Annotated in this window: 15 protein-coding genes; 7 read left to right on the top strand and 8 right to left on the bottom strand. The window is 46.7% G+C overall.

Translation table 11 applies throughout. The features are described from left to right. Positions 1-30 precede the first annotated feature (30 nt). On the top strand, positions 31-828 hold the full coding sequence (locus AC3WJC_RS16090) for a carboxylesterase family protein (protein ID WP_492400136.1): 798 nt from the start codon (positions 31-33) through the stop codon (positions 826-828). A gap of 2 nt (positions 829-830) precedes the next feature. Here AC3WJC_RS16090 and AC3WJC_RS16085 read toward each other — a convergent pair whose 3' ends face one another. Further along, entirely contained in the window at positions 831-1,211 is a 381-nt protein-coding gene (locus tag AC3WJC_RS16085; protein WP_492400135.1) for a VOC family protein, read from the bottom strand. Positions 1,212-1,392: 181 nt separating this feature from the next. Between AC3WJC_RS16085 and AC3WJC_RS16080 the strand changes: the two genes are divergently transcribed. Beyond that, on the top strand, positions 1,393-4,254 hold the full coding sequence (locus AC3WJC_RS16080) for a M16 family metallopeptidase (protein ID WP_492400134.1): 2,862 nt from the start codon (positions 1,393-1,395) through the stop codon (positions 4,252-4,254). 56 nt (positions 4,255-4,310) lie between these two features. On the opposite strand, the gene AC3WJC_RS16075 is transcribed toward AC3WJC_RS16080, so the two are convergent. Next, positions 4,311-4,898 (bottom strand): hypothetical protein, encoded by a 588-nt coding sequence (locus AC3WJC_RS16075; protein ID WP_492400133.1) that lies wholly within the window; start codon positions 4,896-4,898, stop codon positions 4,311-4,313. 61 nt (positions 4,899-4,959) lie between these two features. Here AC3WJC_RS16075 and AC3WJC_RS16070 point away from each other — a divergent pair, with 61 nt between their 5' ends. From AC3WJC_RS16070 to AC3WJC_RS16055, 4 genes are all read left to right on the top strand, one after another. Further along, on the top strand, positions 4,960-7,512 hold the full coding sequence (locus AC3WJC_RS16070) for a ligase-associated DNA damage response DEXH box helicase (RefSeq protein ID WP_492400132.1): 2,553 nt from the start codon (positions 4,960-4,962) through the stop codon (positions 7,510-7,512). 314 nt (positions 7,513-7,826) lie between these two features. After that, positions 7,827-10,238 carry a TonB-dependent receptor gene (locus AC3WJC_RS16065; RefSeq protein ID WP_492400131.1) on the top strand — a complete coding sequence of 804 codons (2,412 nt, stop codon included), beginning with the start codon at positions 7,827-7,829 and terminating at the stop codon, positions 10,236-10,238. 212 nt (positions 10,239-10,450) lie between these two features. Beyond that, the gene (gene pnuC, locus AC3WJC_RS16060) at positions 10,451-11,068 is read left to right on the top strand and encodes a nicotinamide riboside transporter PnuC (RefSeq protein WP_492400130.1); all 618 of its coding nucleotides are present in this window, start codon (positions 10,451-10,453) and stop codon (positions 11,066-11,068) included. Between the two features lie 7 nt (positions 11,069-11,075). Beyond that, positions 11,076-12,167: an acyl-CoA dehydrogenase family protein gene (locus AC3WJC_RS16055; RefSeq protein WP_492400129.1), complete on the top strand. Its 1,092-nt coding sequence runs from the start codon at positions 11,076-11,078 to the stop codon at positions 12,165-12,167. Between the two features lie 3 nt (positions 12,168-12,170). Here the strand turns inward: AC3WJC_RS16055 and bshC are convergent, their stop codons facing one another. The 6 genes from bshC to rpmB all read right to left on the bottom strand — a co-directional run bounded on the left by bshC (position 12,171) and on the right by rpmB (position 17,216). Then, positions 12,171-13,772, bottom strand: coding sequence for a bacillithiol biosynthesis cysteine-adding enzyme BshC (bshC, locus tag AC3WJC_RS16050; RefSeq protein ID WP_492400128.1), 1,602 nt, complete (start codon positions 13,770-13,772; stop codon positions 12,171-12,173). 45 nt (positions 13,773-13,817) lie between these two features. Then, a complete protein-coding gene (rimO, locus tag AC3WJC_RS16045) occupies positions 13,818-15,155 on the bottom strand; it encodes a 30S ribosomal protein S12 methylthiotransferase RimO (protein WP_492400127.1) in 1,338 nt (445 codons plus the stop codon). A 110-nt stretch (positions 15,156-15,265) separates the two neighbouring features. Next, a complete protein-coding gene (ftsY, locus tag AC3WJC_RS16040) occupies positions 15,266-16,231 on the bottom strand; it encodes a signal recognition particle-docking protein FtsY (protein WP_492400126.1) in 966 nt (321 codons plus the stop codon). Positions 16,232-16,503: 272 nt separating this feature from the next. Continuing rightward, positions 16,504-16,665: a DUF4295 domain-containing protein gene (locus tag AC3WJC_RS16035; protein WP_492400125.1), complete on the bottom strand. Its 162-nt coding sequence runs from the start codon at positions 16,663-16,665 to the stop codon at positions 16,504-16,506. Between the two features lie 64 nt (positions 16,666-16,729). Beyond that, a complete protein-coding gene (gene rpmG, locus AC3WJC_RS16030; protein WP_228952841.1) occupies positions 16,730-16,912 on the bottom strand; it encodes a 50S ribosomal protein L33 in 183 nt (60 codons plus the stop codon). A 70-nt stretch (positions 16,913-16,982) separates the two neighbouring features. After that, the gene (rpmB, locus tag AC3WJC_RS16025; RefSeq protein WP_194101732.1) at positions 16,983-17,216 is read right to left on the bottom strand and encodes a 50S ribosomal protein L28; all 234 of its coding nucleotides are present in this window, start codon (positions 17,214-17,216) and stop codon (positions 16,983-16,985) included. A 201-nt stretch (positions 17,217-17,417) separates the two neighbouring features. Here rpmB and acs point away from each other — a divergent pair, with 201 nt between their 5' ends. Further along, complete coding sequence (gene acs / locus AC3WJC_RS16020) at positions 17,418-19,322, top strand: acetate--CoA ligase (RefSeq protein WP_492400124.1); 1,905 nt, start codon at positions 17,418-17,420, stop codon at positions 19,320-19,322. Positions 19,323-19,441: the final 119 nt, after the last annotated feature.

Genomic DNA, 19,441 nt, shown 5'->3' with positions numbered 1-19,441 from the left:
TCTCCGGATCATCCAACTTAATACCATAACATGATCAAAAAATTAAGCAGCCTGCTTTGTGCACTAATATTTTTAACCAGCGCGTTTACCCACGCGCAGGATAAAACTGCGTTTGATAAAGGCCTTTACGCCGAAAAAGGCGATACCCTTAAATACCGCATACTTTTCCCCGTACAGTTTGACCCAAATGCCAAATACCCCTTGATTATTGTGCTGCATGGCGCAGGCGAGCGTGGTGATAATAACGAGTCGCAACTGGCGTATGGCACCAAACTGTTTCTATCGCAGGAAGTTAGGCAGCAGTACCAGGCTATTGTGGTTTACCCGCAATGCCCGGCGGATAGCTACTGGTCAAACGTTGATATTCAAAAGGATTCCTTATCCGGCAAGCGCAAATTTTATTTTCAGGATGCCAAGGCCGAACCAACCAAGGCCATGAAAGCACTGATGGGTTTAACCGAGGAATTACTTGACAAGCCTTATGTAAATAAAAAGCAGGTGTACATTGGCGGCCTGTCCATGGGTGGCATGGGTACATACGAAATGCTTCGCCGTAAAACCAAGGTGTTTGCCGCGGCCTTTGCCATTTGCGGGGGCGATAACACGCTTAACGCCAAGATATACGCCAAAAAAGTGCCATTATGGATATTTCACGGGGCTAAAGATAACGTAGTACCGGCCGATCACTCAGAGGTAATGGTAGCCGCCATACGTGAAGCAGGCGGCGACCCGCGTTATACCGTTTACCCTAATGCCACGCACGATAGCTGGACCCAGGCTTTTGCCGAGCCGGATCTGCTGCCGTGGCTGTTCTCGCACAAAAAATAATTTTACAGGGCAGATGTGATCCACCAGGTGTTGCCGAACGGATCGGTAACGCCCGCGCTGCGGCCATAACTTTGGTCGGCCGGGGGCATAATGCTTTGCGAGCCTGCATCGAGTGCTAATTGATAAGCGTTATCACAATCGGCTACGTAAACAAACATACCGGCATTTTGCACGCCGTATTCCTCAGTAGCTTCGGCAAACATAATTGTGCTGCCTACAATGCTTACCTCACCGTGCATCAGCGTTTGGTCGTCGCGCAGGGTGCGGGTTTTCTTTTCAGCATCAAAAACAGCCGAGGTAAAATCGAAAAATTTTAAGGCTTCTTTTAAAATAAGGTAAGGCATTACGGCCTGGTAGCCCTCGGGCATATTTACTTCTTTCATAAACAGGTGGTTTTAAGGTTTAACAACGGTATTGAGATACTGTTGGGTTAAATTTGTGTGACTGAAAAGTTTAGGATTTGTTAAATAGTAACTTTTTTGGTTTTCGTTTCAATATAGCGTTTAATTTACTAATTTTCGGAACTAAGTTTTTCGTTGTTAGATACATGTCCCTAATTTAAATATGCGTATTGATTTTAAACTATCGGTTGCGGCGCTGGCCCTATGCGTTGCTTCAACCGGAGCCCTTGCACAGGTAAAGAAAAAGCCTGCGCCATCGCCAAAACAAAAACCGGCAGACCTTGCAGCACAGGTAAAAGTAAGTACATTGCCTGTTGATAAAGATGTTATTATTGGTAAACTGCCTAATGACTTAACCTACTATATCAGGCAAAACAGCCAGCCGCAAAACCGTGCGGAGTTGTACTTGGTAAACAAAGCCGGATCGATATTAGAAACGGATGCGCAGCAGGGCCTGGCCCACTTTACCGAGCATATGGCCTTTAACGGCACGCGCGATTTCCCGAAGAATGCCTTGGTTAACTACCTGCAAAGTTCGGGCGTGAAGTTTGGTGCCGATTTGAACGCTTTTACCTCATTTGATGAAACTGTTTACCAGCTACCCCTGCCAACAGATAGCGCCAAGGTATTTGAGCGTGGTTTTGATATACTGGCCAACTGGGCAGGTTATGTATCGTTCGATCAAACGGAACTGGATAAAGAGCGTGGCGTGATATTGGAAGAACTGCGCCTTCGCGGCAAGAACGCGCAGGAGCGCCTGCAACAGCAGGTATTGCCAACCATGCTGAGCAACTCGCGTTATGCTACCCGTTTGCCAAAGGGTAAAGAGGATATCATCAAGAATTTTAACCTGGCTACCATCAAAAGTTTTTATGATGACTGGTACCGCCCCAACCTGCAGGCGGTAATAGCCGTTGGCGATTTTGACCCGAAGCGTGTGGAGCAATTGATAAAAGAGAAATTTTCGCAGCTTAAAAATCCGGCATCGCCAAAACCACGTACCGAATACCCTGTGGCCAGCACGCCGGGTACCAGCGTAAAATTCGCTACCGATCCGGAGTTTCCATACACTGTAGCGCAGATCATAGTTAAGCTGCCGGGTACCGAAGTACGTACCACAACGGATTATATGCAAAGCATGCGTACCGGTTTATTTAACCAGATGCTGAATGCCCGTTTGAATGAATTAGTGCAAAAATCAAATCCGCCGTTTTTATATGGCAGCGCCACGTATGGCAACTTTATCGGTAAGCAGGATGCCTTTACATCTGTAGTGGTTGCCCGCCCCGGCGAACTGGAAGTTGCTGTTAAAAGCCTGGTTGCCGAAACAGAGCGTGCCCGTAAGTTTGGCTTTACACTAACGGAGTTTGAACGCGCCAAGCAAAACGCGCTGGTACAAATGGGCGATGCCTTTAAAGAGCGAGACAAAACCCGTTCATCAAACTTTGTGAGCGAGTACCAGCAAAACTTTTTAAATGGAGCGGCAATACCCGGCATAGCCTGGGAATACCAATTTTACCTTGATAATATCGACAAGATAACCCTGCAGCAGATGAACGCTATGGCTGCCAGGTTTATTTCAGGGCAAAGCCGGGCGGTTGTTGTACAGGCTCCGGACAACGAAAAGCCAAAACTGCCTACCGAAGCTGTATTATTAGGCTGGATAGCTGAGGCCGGTAAAACCGTTACCGCTTATGTGGATAATGTAAGTACCAAACCGTTGATCGATAAAATTCCGGAAGCAGGAGAAATTGTGGATCAAACCCGTGATGATTCTATCGGCGTAACGACACTTACCTTTAAAAACGGTGTAAAAGCCATACTAAAACCAACTGACTTTAAAAATAACCAAGTGATATTAACCGGTTATAGCTATGGCGGTACATCGCTGGTAAGTGATGTTGATTATACCTCGGCTAATATGGCATCAGGCGTGGTTGGCAGCAGTGGTGTAAGCGAGTTTAACCAGATACAACTGCAAAAAATGATGACAGGCAAAAGTGTATCTGTTGAGCCTTACATCAGCGATTATACGCAGGGCTTTAGCGGTAACGCTACGACTAAGGATCTGGGTACGGCTATGGAACTGGTTTACCTGTATTTTACACAACCCCGTAAGGATAAGGATATTTGGGATGCCAACATGAGCCAATATCGCTCCCTATTGGTTAACCGTAACCTCGACCCGAACAGCGTATTTCAGGATACGGTATCAGCCGTGCTTAACCGGTATAACTTCAGGGCGATGGTACCAAGTGTTGGCCGTTTGAACACGGCTTCGCTGGATAAGGCGTATGATTTTTATAAAAACAGCTTTGCCAATGCCAATGGCTTTGTGTTCACTTTTGTAGGTAGTTTTGATATTGACGCGGTTAAACCATTGCTGGCCACTTACCTGGGCAGCTTACCATCAAGCGAAACTAAGAAAACTTATAAAGACCTTGGCTTGTACCCGCCTGCCGGCATCGTAACCAAAACGGTTAACAAAGGCATCGGCGAAAAAAGTACCGTACAACTGGTATTCAGCGGAGATTATGAGTACACCGAATCAAACAACATGCAGCTTGACGCGCTTGAAGAAGTGCTGAACATTAAGCTGATTGAGCGCCTGCGCGAGCAGGAAAGCGGGGTGTATGCACCGGGTGTACGTTCCATGTATCAAAAAATACCGGTTGGCAGGTACAGCTTTACCATCAGCTTTGGCTGCGCGCCCGAAAATGTGGATAAGCTGATAGCCGCTACTATGGATGAGATCAACAAGATTAAAACCACCGGTGCACAAGCTACCGATATTCAAAAGTTTAAGGCAGAGGATATGCGCTCAAAACAGGTGCAACTGCGTGAGAACTATTTTTGGGCAGGCTACCTGGCCAGCGGCTCACAGTATCAGCTTGACCCGCACCGCATATTGCGCTACCCTAAAACGGCCGAAACAGTTACCGTACAAAGCACTAAGGATGCTGCCAATAAATATCTGAGCGGTAAAAATTTGATCAAACTGATCCTGATGCCTGAAAAGAAATAAGGCATCGGATACAGATAAAAAAAGCGGCAGATCCACAAGGTCTGCCGCTTTTTTGATTAATGGATATCAAGATAAGAACCCGCGCCTTCATTAGCCGGATGCACCGTTATGGCAACGCATTTTTTGCTTGTACTGTCAATATCAAAGGTGATCCCTTTTGCATTATCATCAAACACAAGTACGCCTTTCTTAGCCGCTGTGGCGTTGTCAACGGGCTTTAGCTGATAGGCTTTTTCTATATCCGTAAGCATTGTTCCGGCGGCAACGCCATCTTTTGTTTTAAACCACGGAGAATTCACCATGATGAGCTTGATCCGGCTCACCTCGTCATTTCCCATATTGCGGCGGGCAAAAACGGCGGTACGGTATTTATGGGCATCCTTGCTATACCAGGCCATCAGGCTGCTGCCCATGGCCGCGTCGGACGAGTCGGGTTTGCCCAATTTAGCCATAGCGCTATCCACCGGTAAACCGATGCTCAGGTGGCCTATGCCTTTTCCGGGGGAGATCAGTTGGTCGGGTTTAACCTCGGTTTCAACAGCAGCAGTAGTGTCTTTTGCCGCGCTATCGGTCACTTTCTTATCTGCCGGACTGTTACAGGCAAACAGCAACGGAACGATCATTATTAAAAACAATTTTTTCATGAATAACAGAATTGGTGTGGTATAATAACCATTTGCCGCTTATTTTGTTATTTGCATTGATATGAGCACGCCCGGCCAAAAGGTAATACAGCAATGGTACAAGCAGAAGAACTGGAAACAGTTTCCGTTTCAAAAAGAGATGGAGGCTGTTTACCTGGACGGCTATTCGGGTTTACTGAACGCGCCAACGGGCAGCGGTAAAACCTACGCGCTTTTTATGCCTTTTTTGGCCGGATACATCAACCAATATCCTGATACCTGGCAAACCCGTAAGGATAATGGCTTGCTGATGATGTGGATAACACCGCTGCGCGCGCTTACCAATGATATCCGTAAGGCCATGCAGGAAGCCTGCGACGAGATCGGCCTGCCCTGGAAGATAGCCAGCCGTACCGGCGATACCTCCGCCGCCGAAAAGCAGGCCCTCAAAAAAAAGCTGCCCGAAGTACTGCTTACCACCCCCGAAAGCCTGCACCTGATGCTGGCTCAAAAGGAATATCCTAAAATATTCAAGAGCCTGCAGGTAGTAGTGGTTGACGAATGGCACGAACTGCTGGGCACCAAACGCGGCGTGCAGGTGGAGCTGGGGCTGAGCAGGTTGAAGAACCTGGGCAGGGCCCTCCCCCCCGGGGAGGGCCGGGGTGGGGTACGCATCTGGGGTATCAGCGCGACCATTGGTAATCTTGAACAAGCGGGAGAGGTGTTATTAGGCAATACTTTCCCGAAGGAAAACATACGCATGGTGCGGGCGCATGTCGAGAAAAAGCTGGATATACATTCGGTGATTCCGGATAATGTGGAGAGCTATTCGTGGACCGGCCATATTGGCGTGGCGTTGCTGCCGCAGGTAATGGCTATAGTGGCCAAAAGCAAAACCACGCTGATATTTTGCAATACGCGATCACAATCGGAAATATGGTATCATGCCATTTTAGATAATTACCCCGAATACGCTGGTGTAATGGCCATGCACCATGGTTCGCTGGATAACGAGCTACGCAACTGGGTAGAACAAGCCTTACATGCCGAAGCATTGAAGCTGGTGGTATGTACCTCAAGTCTGGATCTGGGGGTGGATTTTCGCCCGGTTGATACGGTGGTGCAGGTTGGTAGTCCGAAGGGGGTGGCGCGTTTTATGCAGCGGGCAGGGCGAAGCGGGCACCACCCCGGTGCTATATCAAGAGCATATTTTGTACCCACACACTCGCTGGAATTGTTGGAAGGGGCAGCCTTAAAAGAGGCCATTAAACGTGGCGTATTTGAAAGCCGCGACCCTATGCTGCTCACCATGGATGTGCTGGTGCAATACATGGTTACCCTCGCCGTGTCAGATGGATTTCGAGCTGATGAATTGTTTGAGGAGGTTAAAACTACCTATGCCTTTGCCGATCTTACCGCTAACGAGTATGGGCAGTTGCTTGATTTTATTACCCGCGGCGGCAAAACTCTGGCACAATATGATGAGTTTTTAAAGGTAGAAGTAGAGAACGGACTGTACAAAGTGAACAGCAGGCGGGTGGCTATGCGCCACCGGCTCAGCATCGGCACCATTACCAGCGAAATGTCGATACGGGTAAGCTGGCTGAGCGGCGGCTCGCTGGGTACTATTGAAGAGGGTTTTATAGCCAAACTAAAGCCGGGCAATACCTTCTGGTTCGCGGGGCGTAGCCTGGAGTTTGTGCGGGTGAAGGAAATGACGGCCTACGTTAAAAAATCAACGGCTAAAAAAGGATTGATCCCCAGTTGGGCGGGTGGCCGTATGCCGCTGTCGTCACAACTATCGGCCGTATTTCGGGATAAGCTGGATGAGGTATCGCACGGCGTAGAAAAAGATATTGAGGTAAAAGCCCTGAAGCCTTTGTTTGAGATGCAAAACAAACTCTCGCACTTGCCGCAAAGCAACGAGTTTTTAATTGAGTCGTTCAAATCACGGGAGGGGCATCACCTGCTTTTTTACCCGTTTGAGGGTAGGCTGGTGCATGAGGGTATGGCATCTATATTGGCTTACCGGATCACCAAGGTTAAGCCTGCCAGTTTCTCCATCGCCATGAATGATTATGGCTTTGAACTGCTTGCCGATGAGGATATCGCAATCGAGGAAATATTGGAGGATGCTGATTTTTTTTCCTTAGATAACCTCTTGGATGATATTCACAGCAGCCTGAACGCCAATGAAATGGCGCGCCGTAAGTTCAGGGACATAGCGCACATTGGTGGTTTGGTATTCACCGGCTATCCCGGTCAGCAGATCAAGAACAAGCATTTGCAGGCATCAACCTCGCTGCTGTTCGAGGTGTTTACCGAGTACGAGCCGGATAACCTGCTGATACGGCAGGCCTTTAACGAGGCACTCTCCTTCCAGTTAGAGGAGTTCCGTTTACGGGCGGCCTTACAGCGCATTGCCGGGCAAAATATCATACTAAAGCACATCGAAAAACCAACCCCTTTTGCTTTCCCCATCATGGTAGATAACCTGAGCCGCGACAAGCTCACCACCGAAACCCTGGAAGAACGCGTGGCCAAAATGGCCCGCCGATATCATCTGGATGATGATGACGAACAGGCCAAACGCCCCTCACGCAGGCAGGGAATCGTTCGTAAAAAAGGCTTTTAGGTGCTTAATTTTTCAGTATAGCTGATTTTTGATATAAAAAACTATATTTGCCACCGTAATTCTCAAGGGGTGCCTTGCTTTGGTCAAATAAACTAACTGCAGTTAGTTTGCCAAACTGAAAGACAGGCTGAGATCATACCCATTACTTAAAGTTGCAGGAATTAGTAGCAGTATTCACCACTCACTATTCACCCTTCACTTGAGTATACACCTGATCCGGATAATGCCGGCGTAGGGAGAGGTAATAAGTTAAGTGTACTGCATGTTCGCCCTGGCTTGCAGATGGTTTAACGCAATATTTGTACTAAAACACATTGAAAAATTTATTTGCGGCGATATTCGCCCTGCTGTTGCCCTGCGTGGCATCGGCCCAGTTTTCCGTATCCGGAAAAGTAACCAACCAAAATGGCGAGGCATTGCCCGGCGCAACGGTAAGCATTGCATCAGCACAACAAAACACCGTAACTGATGCCTCCGGCCAGTACAAGGTAAGCCTGGCAACGGGCACTTACGCCGTGGTGGTTAACTACATCGGTTATCAGCAAAGCACCAAAAACATTGCGGTTCGTGGTAATCAAACGCTGAATTTCACCCTCGTATCATCAAACTATACCACCGAAGAGGTAACAGTTACAGCCACCCGGGCAAGCAAAAACTCGCCTACGGCATTTACCAACCTGAGTAAAAAGGATCTTGAAAAAAATAACTTTGGCCAGGATCTGCCTTTTCTGCTTAACCAAACGCCATCGGTAGTGGTAACCTCTGATGCAGGTGCAGGCGTGGGTTATACTGGTATCCGCATCCGTGGGTCTGACCCATCACGTATCAACGTAACTATCAACGGCATTCCGTATAACGATTCAGAAAGCCAGGGTTCGTTCTTTGTGGATATTCCGGATATCGCTTCATCAGTAAATAACATCCAGGTACAGCGCGGTGTAGGTACTTCAACCAACGGTGCCGGTGCCTTTGGCGGCAGCATCAACGTACAAACCGCTACCCGTCGTGATACCGCCTATGCCGAACTGAACAACTCCGCAGGCTCATTCAACACCGTTAAAAATACGGTGAGCGTAGGTACCGGTTTGCTGGGTAATCACTTTAGTTTTGATGGCCGTTTATCGCGCATCCATTCTGACGGGTATGTCGACCGTGCTTTCTCCAACCTGAAATCGTACTTTTTAAGTGGCGCTTATTATGGTAAAAATACTACCGTGCGTGCTAATGTATTTACCGGTTACGAGCGTACCTACCAAGCCTGGAACGGTGTGCCCGATTACGAAATATTGAATAACCGCCGCTATAACGAATACACCTATAAGGATCAGGTAGATAACTACACCCAAAACCATTACCAGTTACTGGTAGATCAGCGCATTTCTGATAAACTATCCTTCAGCGGGGCATTGCACTATACCAAAGGAAAAGGTTATTACGAGGAATTTAAAGAAGCGGATTCAGTGAAAAATTATGGATTAACGCCGGTTATTTACGGCAGTGACACCTTGGCCACCAGTGATATTGTTCGTCGCCGTTGGCTGGATAATGATTTTTATGGTGTTACCTATGCTCTTAAATACCTGCCTACCGATCAACTGAACATGACCTTAGGTGGCGCTTATAACGAATATAAGGGTGCGCATTACGGCAACATCATTAATAGCAGTAATACCATCAACGTGCCATACAATCACGAATACTATCGTGATGATGCCAAAAAGAATGATTTTAACATCTTCGCCCGTGCCGAGTGGAATTTGGATAAATGGCTGTTATATGCCGATATGCAGTACCGTTACATTTATTACTCGTTCCTTGGGTTTGACAGGAACCTAAATAACGTACAGCAAAGCGCTGCGTTAAATTTCTTTAATCCGAAAGCGGGGGTAACTTATAAAATAGATGGCCAAAGCAACGTGTACGCCTCATTCGCGGTAGGTAACCGTGAGCCTAACCGTGATGATTACACCAATTCATCGCCCCAAAGCCGCCCTAAGCACGAAAACCTGAAGGATTTTGAGGCTGGTTACCGTATAGCCACCCCGCGCTTTACCGGGGGCATTAACGGGTTTTATATGTTATATAATAATCAGCTCATAGTAACCGGGCAGCTTAATGATGTAGGCTCCGCCATTCGCCGTAACGTGAAAGACAGTTACCGTGCCGGTGTTGAATTTGATGGCCGTGTGAAAATAACCGATCAACTGGCTTGGGGAGCAACAGCCACCGTAAGCACCAACAAGATCAAAAACTACGGGCAGTTTTTTGCGAAGGATGATAAAACGCAGGTAGAACTACAACTGGAAAAAACGACCATCGCGTTCTCACCTTCATTTATAGGATCGAGCGAGATAAGTTATTCACCTATAAAAGGCGGGGAGATCGCTTTGCTAAGCAAATACATCAGCAGCCAGTTTTTGGATAATACCATGAATACCAACCCGGCGGGCTACACGGTTGATGAAGAAAGCGCCTTAAACCCTTACGCCGCCAACCGCCGCATAAGCGGCTATTTTGTGAATGATGTAAGGTTGCGTTACAATTTTAGCACCAAGGCCGTTAAAAATATCGGCATCGGCTTGCTGGTGAACAATGTGTTTAACAAAAAGTACGAGGCCAGCGGTGCCACCTACCCGGGTTTGAGCGGCAGCAATATTTATAATTACAATTATTACTATGTACAAGCCACCAGGAATTTCCTGGCATCGCTGAGTTTGGCATTTTAAACCCTCCTAAATCCTCCCCAAGGGGGAGGACTTGAATTAGCCTTTAGGAGAATTTAGTTGGGTTAGAAAATAAATTAATACACGTCATTGCGAGGTACGAAGCAATCTCTTTAGGATATTCTTCAGGCCAATCGCTTCAGAGATTGCTTCGTACCTCGCAATGACGATAGTGGATATTAAAGCCTTCCCTCGAGGAGGGTTGGGAGGCGTAAATGCAACACTGGATAGAACTATTCCTCACACAAATAAAAGAAACCGGACCGCTGCAGTGGATTGCCACCGTATTTGGTATGGCCGAGGTACTGCTGGCTAAGCGTAATAATATATTGCTTTATCCGGCGGGTATCATCGGTATTGTATTGTCGTTGTATTTGCTGGTGGATGTTAAGCTGTATGCCGAGGCCGCGTTGAATATGTATTACCTGGTAATGAGTATTTACGGATGGATATACTGGATGCGAAAGCGCGACGAACCGCCTGTGCAGATCAGCTATGCAAACCGCAGCGAATGGATTGTTACTCTTGCCATCAGTTTAGGAGGATGGGCGGTACTATACCTCCTGTTAAAACACTTTACTCCTTCGGATGTGCCGATACTGGATTCCTTTGTATCATCAACCGCATGGGCAGGTATGTGGTTGCTGGCCAGGCGAAAAATTGAGAACTGGGTATTGCTCAACATTAGCAATTTTGTGGCGGTGCCCCTGTTGTTTTATAAAGGTCTGCCGCTTTTTGCCTGCCTTACCATCTTCCTGTTTATGGTAGCTATATTTGGTTATATCGATTGGAAGAAAAAGCTGGACGGTAAGATCAACGTAGCCGCTAATTAAATTACCTATGCATCCATCTACCTTGTTAAAACCTGAATGGGTTGAAATCATACGCAGCCACGTGCCCGAAGCGGAGAAGAGCGGTAAGCTGCATCCGGCGCAGTTGGCGCTGGTGCATGAGCAGGGCTGGTTCAAGTTTTTAGTACCTGCAATTTACTCAGGACTTGAACTTAACCTGCCCGATCAGGTTCACCTGGAGGAAAGCCTGGCCTGGGCCAATGGAAGTTTAGGCTGGGTAGTTACCCTGTGCAGCGGCGCGGGTTGGTTTGGTGGTTTTATTGAGCCGGATGCCGCTCACGAAATATTCGCTCACCCGCAACTTTGCCTGGCAGGCAGCGGTGCGCCAAGCGGCACAGCAACTATTACCAATGGCGGCTACATTATTAACGGCGAATGGAAATATGCCAGCGGTATACAACACGCTACCTATGTAACCGCCAACTGCGTAATAAAACAAGGCGACGAAACCGTATTGAATACCGATGGCTCACCGCTGATTTTGCCCTTTGTATTTAACCGGGAAGATGTTACCATACAATCGGCATGGAAATATGTGGGCATGATGGCTACCGGCAGCGATGCTTACCGGGTAGATAATCTGTTTGTAAAAGCTAACCGTTGTTTTAAGATAGATGCATCGGCAGCCCAAGTAGATGGGGCGTTATACCACTACCCATTTATGCAGTTAGCCGAAGCCACACTGACGGCGAACATGAGCGGCATGGCCCTACACTTTACCGATTTGTGCGAAACCTTGTTTGCCGATAAGCCTTTTCGTGGCCGGTACAATGCCGTGCAGCAACATAAGGTACAGCAGCTATTGCATGAAAGCATCGATAAACTAAACCAGGCCCGTGCTAATTTTTACATGGCGGTTGATGCATCATGGCAGACTGTAAGCCAAAAGGCTGACAGTGCCGCGGCATTACAGGCTGTCAGCAAAACATCGCATACCCTGGCTACACTTGCCCGTAATATTGTAGATGAGCTATATCCTTACTGCGGATTGATAGCCGCCAATCCGGATACGGAGATCAACCAGGTATGGCGCGATCTGCATACGGCCAGCCAGCATAGCTTGTTTACTTTTAGTAATTGAAGCTTACTCCGAAAGCACGGTGAACTTAAACTCCAGCGGCTCAAAGTGTTTGATCAGCTCATCGATAAACTGTTGCCCCCACTTTACGTAGAATAAACCGAAGTTTTCGGCACGCTCCTGTAAGCTGTTTTTGGGGAATAGCTCAGCCTTGATCTGCTCTACCTGTTCCAAGCGGGTATGGTAGTTTGATCTTTCGGCTTTCACCAGTTTTTTCTCCAGGTTTTCGATGGCATGTTTAAGCCTTGAGCTTACCGCTTCGGTTGATGGGGCAAGGGTTGGGTCGATCTTTTGGGCGCGTTGTTTTATCTTTTCAAAAACGGCTTGTAGTTGCTGCCATTCCTCGTTAAGGGAGAGGGTATGGTCGCTGTGTTTTTTTACCCAGTCGTTTTTGATCAGATCGGTAGGTTTAAACAGGTCTGCCGGCGAAAGCTCCATCTGCTCAATTTTGGCCGATGTTTTTTTAGGGATCACCAGGCCGGAGTTACGCAGTATCAGTATCGGGAAATCAACCCCGTAATGTTCAAAGTTTGATTTTAGTTCGAGCCAGTAAACCACCTCCGCGCCACCGCCAATGTAGGCAATGTTGGGTAATATATATTCCTGGTAAAGCGGGCGCATTACCACGTTCGGACTAAAGCGTTCAGGGTGCTCCGCAATTTCAGCTTTTAGTTCGGCCTCGCTAAAAGCGATTTCGGTATTCAGTACCTTGTAGGTATCGTCCTCAAAAACCAGGCGTTCGCGCAAACCATCCAAAAGGTAAAAAAAGTTGATCTCGCGCGGGTTTACCTGTATGCTTACACCCAGCTTCTGCAACTCTACGTTGGTTGCGCTAATGTGCTTAAAGCTGTTTTGCTCAATAATATCACGCTCAATTACAGGTGCGAATTGCTTTTTAAAGGCGATATCATCTGCGTCAATAACCACCAAGCCGTACTGCCCAAACAAGGCGTTCACCAGGTAACGGGTAGCATCGGCCAGTTTATCAAAACCGGTGTAGGCTTTTTCAACTATTTGTGCTAATGGCAGGGCATAGTTCTCTAAACCCAGCACACCTTTGTATTGGTTAAGTGCCTGGCGCATACTATCCGGGTTAATACGCCCGGTAGCGCCCGATGCCTCATACCACCAGTGTACCTTTTTGCCGCCTATGTTGGTATAGTTTATCTCGGCAAAATCATGGTCTTCACTGGCCATCCAGTAAACGGGCACAAAGTTTTTATCCGGAAATTGCGCTTTTAGTTGTTGGGTAAGCTTAATGGCCGTTACTATCTTATAAATAAAGTATAGCGGGCCTGCAAAAATATTAAGCTGATGGCCGGTAGTAACGGTGTAAGTATCTGCCGATGAAAGTTCCTTTACACGTTCAAGCGGGGCTTTGGTCAGTTCGCCATCAATATGTGTAATGGGATTATACTGGCGGGTGAGTACATCAACCAACACCTGCCTGTCGGCAATTACGTTTTTAGCGGCCAGCAATTGTGCAAAGCCATCCATATCCGGGCTGTGCTCATAAAAAGGGCGAAGTGCCGGGGCATCGTCCACGTAATCAATAACCGTTTGCGAAAAGAAACCGGCATCCTTATAGCTGATACAATTAGCATCCATCAGCCCAAATGTAAACGATTAAGATAAAAGAACCGAACGTTTAATTTATTTTACAATTTGTCCATAAAGGTCAAAGTCCTCTGCATTGTCAATTTTTACGTTAACAAAGCCGCCTACGGTAGCGTAATTAACGTTGGCATCGATCAACACCTCGTTATCCACCTCGGGCGAATCAAACTCGGTACGGCCAACAAAATAGCCACCATCCTTTTTGTCGATCAGTACTTTGTAGGTATTGCCAATCTTTTCCTGGTTCTTCTCAAAGGATATGCCTTGCTGAATTTCCATAATGGCATCGGCACGTTCCTGCTTTACTTCATCAGGTACATCGTCCACCAGGCTATGGGCATGGGTTTTTTCCTCGTGCGAGTAAGTGAAACAGCCCAGGCGATCAAAACGGGTATCCTCAACCCATTGAGCCATTTCTTCAAAGTCCTGCACAGTTTCGCCGGGGTAGCCGGTAATCAACGTAGTACGCAGGGCGATGTTGGGCACCCTGTCGCGGATCTCGTTCACCAAGTCAATAGTTTTTTGCTTGGTGATGCCACGGCGCATGGATTTTAACATGTTATCCGTAATATGCTGCAATGGCATATCCAGGTATTTACAAACGTTCTCGCGCTCGTTTATCACATCCAGCACCTCCATCGGGAATCCGGAAGGGTAGGCATATTGCAGCCTGATCCACTCCACGCCATTCACGTCAGACAAGCGGCGGATCAATTCGTCCAGGTTGCGTTTGCCGTACAGGTCAAGCCCGTAATAGGTCAAATCCTGGGCGATCAATATCAGTTCTTTAGTGCCGTTTCTTACCAATGTTTTAGCCTCATTAACCAATTCCTCCATCGGTTTGGTTACGTGCTTGCCACGCATCAGCGGGATGGCGCAAAATGAGCACGGACGGTTACAGCCCTCCGCGATTTTAAAGTAAGCGAAATGCGACGGCGTGGTCAGCAAACGCTCACCGATCAACTCATGACGATAGTTAGCACCAATAGAAGTCAGTACATCCTGTAAGTCATTGGTACCAAAATAGGCATCAATATTAGGTATCTCGGCCTGTAGCTCGGGTTTATAGCGTTCAGACAAGCAACCGGTAACGATAACCTTACCTACCTTGCCCTGCTCTTTCAGTTCGCTATATTGTAATATGGTATCGATAGATTCCTGCTTGGCATTATCAATAAAACCACAGGTGTTGATCACCACAATATCATTGCTGCTAACCTGATCAGCCTCATGAACCACATCAAAAGCATTGCCTTTTAGCTGGCCCATCAGCACCTCCGAATCGTAGATGTTCTTAGAGCAACCTAACGTAACCACGTTCACACGCGGTTTGCTTATTGATGGTATCGATCTGTTAATTTCCTTAGTCTTCATATTGCCAACCCGTCATTGCGAGGAACGAAGCAATCTCTTTTAGTATTTGCCCTGTAATGCGGGGAAGGAGATTGCTTCATTGAGCCTCCCCGCAATGGCATTATTTTTTATTACGATTTAAATAGACTATCTACAAAAGCCTTGCGGTCAAATAATTGCAGGTGGTCCATGGCCTCGCCTACGCCGATGTATTTAACCGGTATTTTAAACTGATCAGAAATACCGATCACAACACCGCCTTTGGCGGTACCGTCGAGCTTGGTAAGGGCAAGGGCATTTACGGCCGTAGCCTCGGTAAACTGTTTGCACTGTTCAATGGCGTTTTGGCCGGTTGAGGCATCCAGCACCAGCAATATCTCGTGCGGGGCACCGGGTACCACTTTTTGCATTACGTTTTTGATCTTGGTAAGCTCGTTCATCAGGCCTACCTTATTATGTAAGCGGCCCGCGGTATCAATTATCGCCACATCATCGCCATTTGATACTGCCGAACGCAGGGTATCATAAGCAACGGATGCCGGGTCAGACCCCATGGCCTGCGCTACTACTTTTACGCCAACGCGTTCGCCCCAAAGTTTGATCTGGTCAACCGCCGCAGCACGAAAGGTATCGGCAGCGCCTAATACTACCTGGCTGCCCGCCTGTTTAAGCTTATGCGCCAGCTTACCAATGGTAGTGGTTTTGCCTACGCCATTAACGCCAACCACCATAATTACATAGGGTTTATGGCTGCCGTATTCAAAGCTGGCAAAATCATTACTATTGTTTTCGGCAAGCAGGTTTTGTATCTCATCGCGCAGCAGGGTGTTAAGTTCTGAGGTATTTACATACTTATCGCGGGCTACACGAGCCTGTATACGTTCAATAATTTTAAGGGTGGTGCTCACGCCCACGTCTGAAGTAACCAAAACTTCTTCCAGGTCATCCAGCACATCATCATCAACGGTTGATTTACCGGCGATGGCCTTGGTTATTTTGGAAAAGAAGTTGTCCTTGGTTTTTTCAAGCCCGGTATCAAGCGCTTGCTGTTCCTGTACGGTATTCTCTTTTTTCTTGAAGAAATCAAATAAACCCATAATTATGTGCAGATATTATAATGTGCAATATGTAAATGTGCAGATTAAAAGCTAAAAACACGCAATCTGCAAGAATCTTTACATTTATGCTATACTTATGCCCTTGTATGTCATGCTGAGCCTGTCGAAGCATTAGCGGGCTATTTCCCCACTGCGCACATCCCTCGACAAGCTCAGGATGACACCCGTGCTATTGCCCGGTACAACAAAAAAAGCCCTCTCGTAAATATACAAGACGGCTTCTGTAACATATCAGAACTTAAAGGAGCTAATTAAGATTTAGCTTCGCTGATAGCGTCCTTAACGTGATCGTTATGAACGATAAGTTCTTTGAAAGTGTAAGCACCGGTTTTTGCTGATTTAACAGCGGTGATCACTTTAGAATATTCTTTGCCTTTACCTGTTTTAAGGGTTGCAACTACTTTCTTTGCCATCTGTTTTAATATTTATGCCGATGTATGAATGTGGCTGAAAAAGCCTTATCAAACAATAAGCTAATTACTTAATCTCTTTGTGAACTGTTGTTTTACGCAGAACCGGGTTGAATTTTTTTAACTCAAGCCTTTCAGTTGTATTTTTCTTGTTCTTGGTGGTAATGTAGCGAGACATGCCTGGCAAGCCGCTTTCCTTGTGCTCAGTGCACTCCAGTATTACCTGAACTCTGTTGCCTTTTTTAGCCATGGTATTTTTTTTATTTGGTTTATAGTTGCAGCAAATGTATTAGCGGCAGGCTACTTACCAGTTCAATCTATTAAATATAACCTTTTTTAACAAACTTGTTTATACAAGCAGTTATACCATTTTTGCTGATGGTTTTAACAGCGGAAGTAGATACCTTTAAGGTTATCCATTTATCTTCTTCAGGGATGTAAAACTTTTTAAGTTTTAAGTTAGGATAAAATTTACGCTTGGTTTTAACGTTCGAGTTTGAAACGTTATTACCGTTCATATATCCTTTACCTGTTAAATCACAAATTCTTGACATGACAAATAGTATTAATTACAACCTCTGTTTTAAAGAGGAGTGCAAATATCAGAATTTTTTGATTAACAGACAATAGGGATGTGGAAAATTTTTAAAAATCTTTATAATCAGTACAAAAGCATGTTGAAAACTGTATTTTAGGCCAGTTAGTTAACCCCGTGGCTAATTATATTTATAAACCGATTTTAACTTATTAAACCGATGAAGATCAACTCGTTTGAGCAATACGAGCAAGCCTACAAGCAAAGCGTTGAACAACCTGAACAATTTTGGGCTGATGTTGCCGATAACTTTAGCTGGAAGAAAAAATGGGACAATGTACTACAATGGAATTTTAAAGATCCGGATGTTAAATGGTTTAGCGGGGCCAGGCTTAATATTTCTGAGAACTGCCTTGACCGCCACCTGGAAACCAATGCCGATACCCCGGCCATTATTTGGGAACCTAACGACCCGACCGAAGATTTCCGCGTGCTTACCTACAGGCAACTGCATGATAAGGTATGCCAGTTTGCCAATGTGTTAAAAAACAACGGTGCCAAAAAAGGCGATCGTATATGTATTTATATGCCTATGGTGCCTGAACTGGCCATAGCTGTTTTAGCTTGCGCCCGCATAGGCGCTATCCATTCGGTAGTATTCGGCGGTTTTTCTGCCCAATCCATTGCCGACCGGATAAAGGATGCGGAATGTAACATCGTGATCACCTCTGACGGGGCTTACCGCGGCAACAAGGATATACAAATGAAAAACGTGATTGACGATGCGCTGGTGCAGTGCCCGTCGGTTAAGCGTACCATTGTACTTACCCGCAGCCGTACCGCCGTATCTATGATAAAAGGCCGTGATGTTTGGTGGGAAGATGAGATCAAAAAAGTAGAAACACAGGGAAACCCTGAATGCCCGGCTGAGGAAATGGATGCCGAGGATATGCTGTTCATCCTGTATACATCAGGCTCAACCGGTAAACCTAAGGGGGTTGTGCATACATGTGGTGGTTACATGGTTTATACGGGTTACACATTCGCTAACGTATTTCAGTACAATCCCGGCGAGGTGTATTTTTGTACGGCTGATATTGGCTGGATAACCGGGCACTCTTACATTGTTTACGGGCCGCTGTCGCAAGGCGCTACAACGCTGATGTTTGAGGGGGTGCCAACGTACCCTGATGCGGGTCGTTTATGGGACATTGTAGAAAAGCACAGCGTAAATATACTTTATACCGCGCCTACGGCTATCCGCTCGCTAATGAGTTTCGGGCTTGATTTTGTAAAGGATAAAAACCTTAGCTCGCTCAAAAAGCTCGGTTCGGTAGGTGAGCCTATTAATGAGGAAGCATGGCACTGGCTTGATGACAACATCGGCCATAACAACTGCCCTATTGTTGATACCTGGTGGCAAACTGAAACCGGTGGTATTATGATAACGCCTATAGCAGGCATTACCCCAACTAAGCCGGGCTATGCCACCTTGCCTTTACCGGGTGTGCAGCCTGTATTGGTTGATGAAAATGGTAAGGAGATTGAAGGCAATGGTGTAAGCGGTAACCTGTGCATCAAATTCCCGTGGCCGGGTATGCTGCGTACTACCTACGGCGACCACGAACGCTGCCGCACCACCTATTTTGCTACGTATGATAACCTGTATTTTACCGGCGATGGCTGCCTGCGCGATGATGATGGATTTTACCGTATCACCGGGCGTGTTGATGATGTGCTCAACGTATCAGGCCACCGCATAGGTACCGCCGAGGTGGAGAATGCCATCAATATGCACAGCAGCGTAGTTGAATCGGCCGTGGTGGGTTATCCGCATGATATTAAAGGGCAGGGCGTATACGCTTACGTGGTTAGTCCGGATATGCATGAAAACCCTGATCTTACCCGTAAGGATATTATCATGACCGTATCACGCATTATAGGCCCCATAGCCAAGCCTGATAAAATACAGTTTGTAAGCGGTTTGCCTAAAACACGGTCAGGCAAAATTATGCGCCGCATATTGCGCAAAATAGCCGAGGGTGATACCGCCAACCTGGGTGATACCTCAACATTGCTCGATCCGGCAGTGGTGGAAGAGATAAAGCAGGGGGCTTTGAAGTAAGAGATATATCTGCTCAATTACGTCATTGCGAGGCACGAAGCAATCTCTTTAGGACAATCTTATAGATAAGTCGCTCGGGGATTGCTTCGTACCTCGCAGTTTACAGCAATTACGCGTTT

The sequence above is a fragment of the Mucilaginibacter sp. FW306-07-L genome, from assembly GCF_058782065.1.
This window is presented reverse-complemented; position numbering and strand designations above follow the sequence as displayed.

What these genes read in the sequence shown, in the direction of transcription:
- AC3WJC_RS16090 (WP_492400136.1), top strand. Translation starts at nt 31, where the DNA reads ATGATCAAAAAATTAAGCAGCCTGCTTTGTGCACTAATATTTTTAACC.
- AC3WJC_RS16085 (WP_492400135.1), bottom strand. Translation starts at nt 1,211, where the DNA reads ATGAAAGAAGTAAATATGCCCGAGGGCTACCAGGCCGTAATGCCTTAC.
- AC3WJC_RS16080 (WP_492400134.1), top strand. Translation starts at nt 1,393, where the DNA reads ATGCGTATTGATTTTAAACTATCGGTTGCGGCGCTGGCCCTATGCGTT.
- AC3WJC_RS16075 (WP_492400133.1), bottom strand. Translation starts at nt 4,898, where the DNA reads ATGAAAAAATTGTTTTTAATAATGATCGTTCCGTTGCTGTTTGCCTGT.
- AC3WJC_RS16070 (WP_492400132.1), top strand. Translation starts at nt 4,960, where the DNA reads ATGAGCACGCCCGGCCAAAAGGTAATACAGCAATGGTACAAGCAGAAG.
- pnuC (WP_492400130.1), top strand. Translation starts at nt 10,451, where the DNA reads ATGCAACACTGGATAGAACTATTCCTCACACAAATAAAAGAAACCGGA.
- AC3WJC_RS16055 (WP_492400129.1), top strand. Translation starts at nt 11,076, where the DNA reads ATGCATCCATCTACCTTGTTAAAACCTGAATGGGTTGAAATCATACGC.
- bshC (WP_492400128.1), bottom strand. Translation starts at nt 13,772, where the DNA reads ATGGATGCTAATTGTATCAGCTATAAGGATGCCGGTTTCTTTTCGCAA.
- rimO (WP_492400127.1), bottom strand. Translation starts at nt 15,155, where the DNA reads ATGAAGACTAAGGAAATTAACAGATCGATACCATCAATAAGCAAACCG.
- ftsY (WP_492400126.1), bottom strand. Translation starts at nt 16,231, where the DNA reads ATGGGTTTATTTGATTTCTTCAAGAAAAAAGAGAATACCGTACAGGAA.
- AC3WJC_RS16035 (WP_492400125.1), bottom strand. Translation starts at nt 16,665, where the DNA reads ATGGCAAAGAAAGTAGTTGCAACCCTTAAAACAGGTAAAGGCAAAGAA.
- rpmG (WP_228952841.1), bottom strand. Translation starts at nt 16,912, where the DNA reads ATGGCTAAAAAAGGCAACAGAGTTCAGGTAATACTGGAGTGCACTGAG.
- rpmB (WP_194101732.1), bottom strand. Translation starts at nt 17,216, where the DNA reads ATGTCAAGAATTTGTGATTTAACAGGTAAAGGATATATGAACGGTAAT.
- acs (WP_492400124.1), top strand. Translation starts at nt 17,418, where the DNA reads ATGAAGATCAACTCGTTTGAGCAATACGAGCAAGCCTACAAGCAAAGC.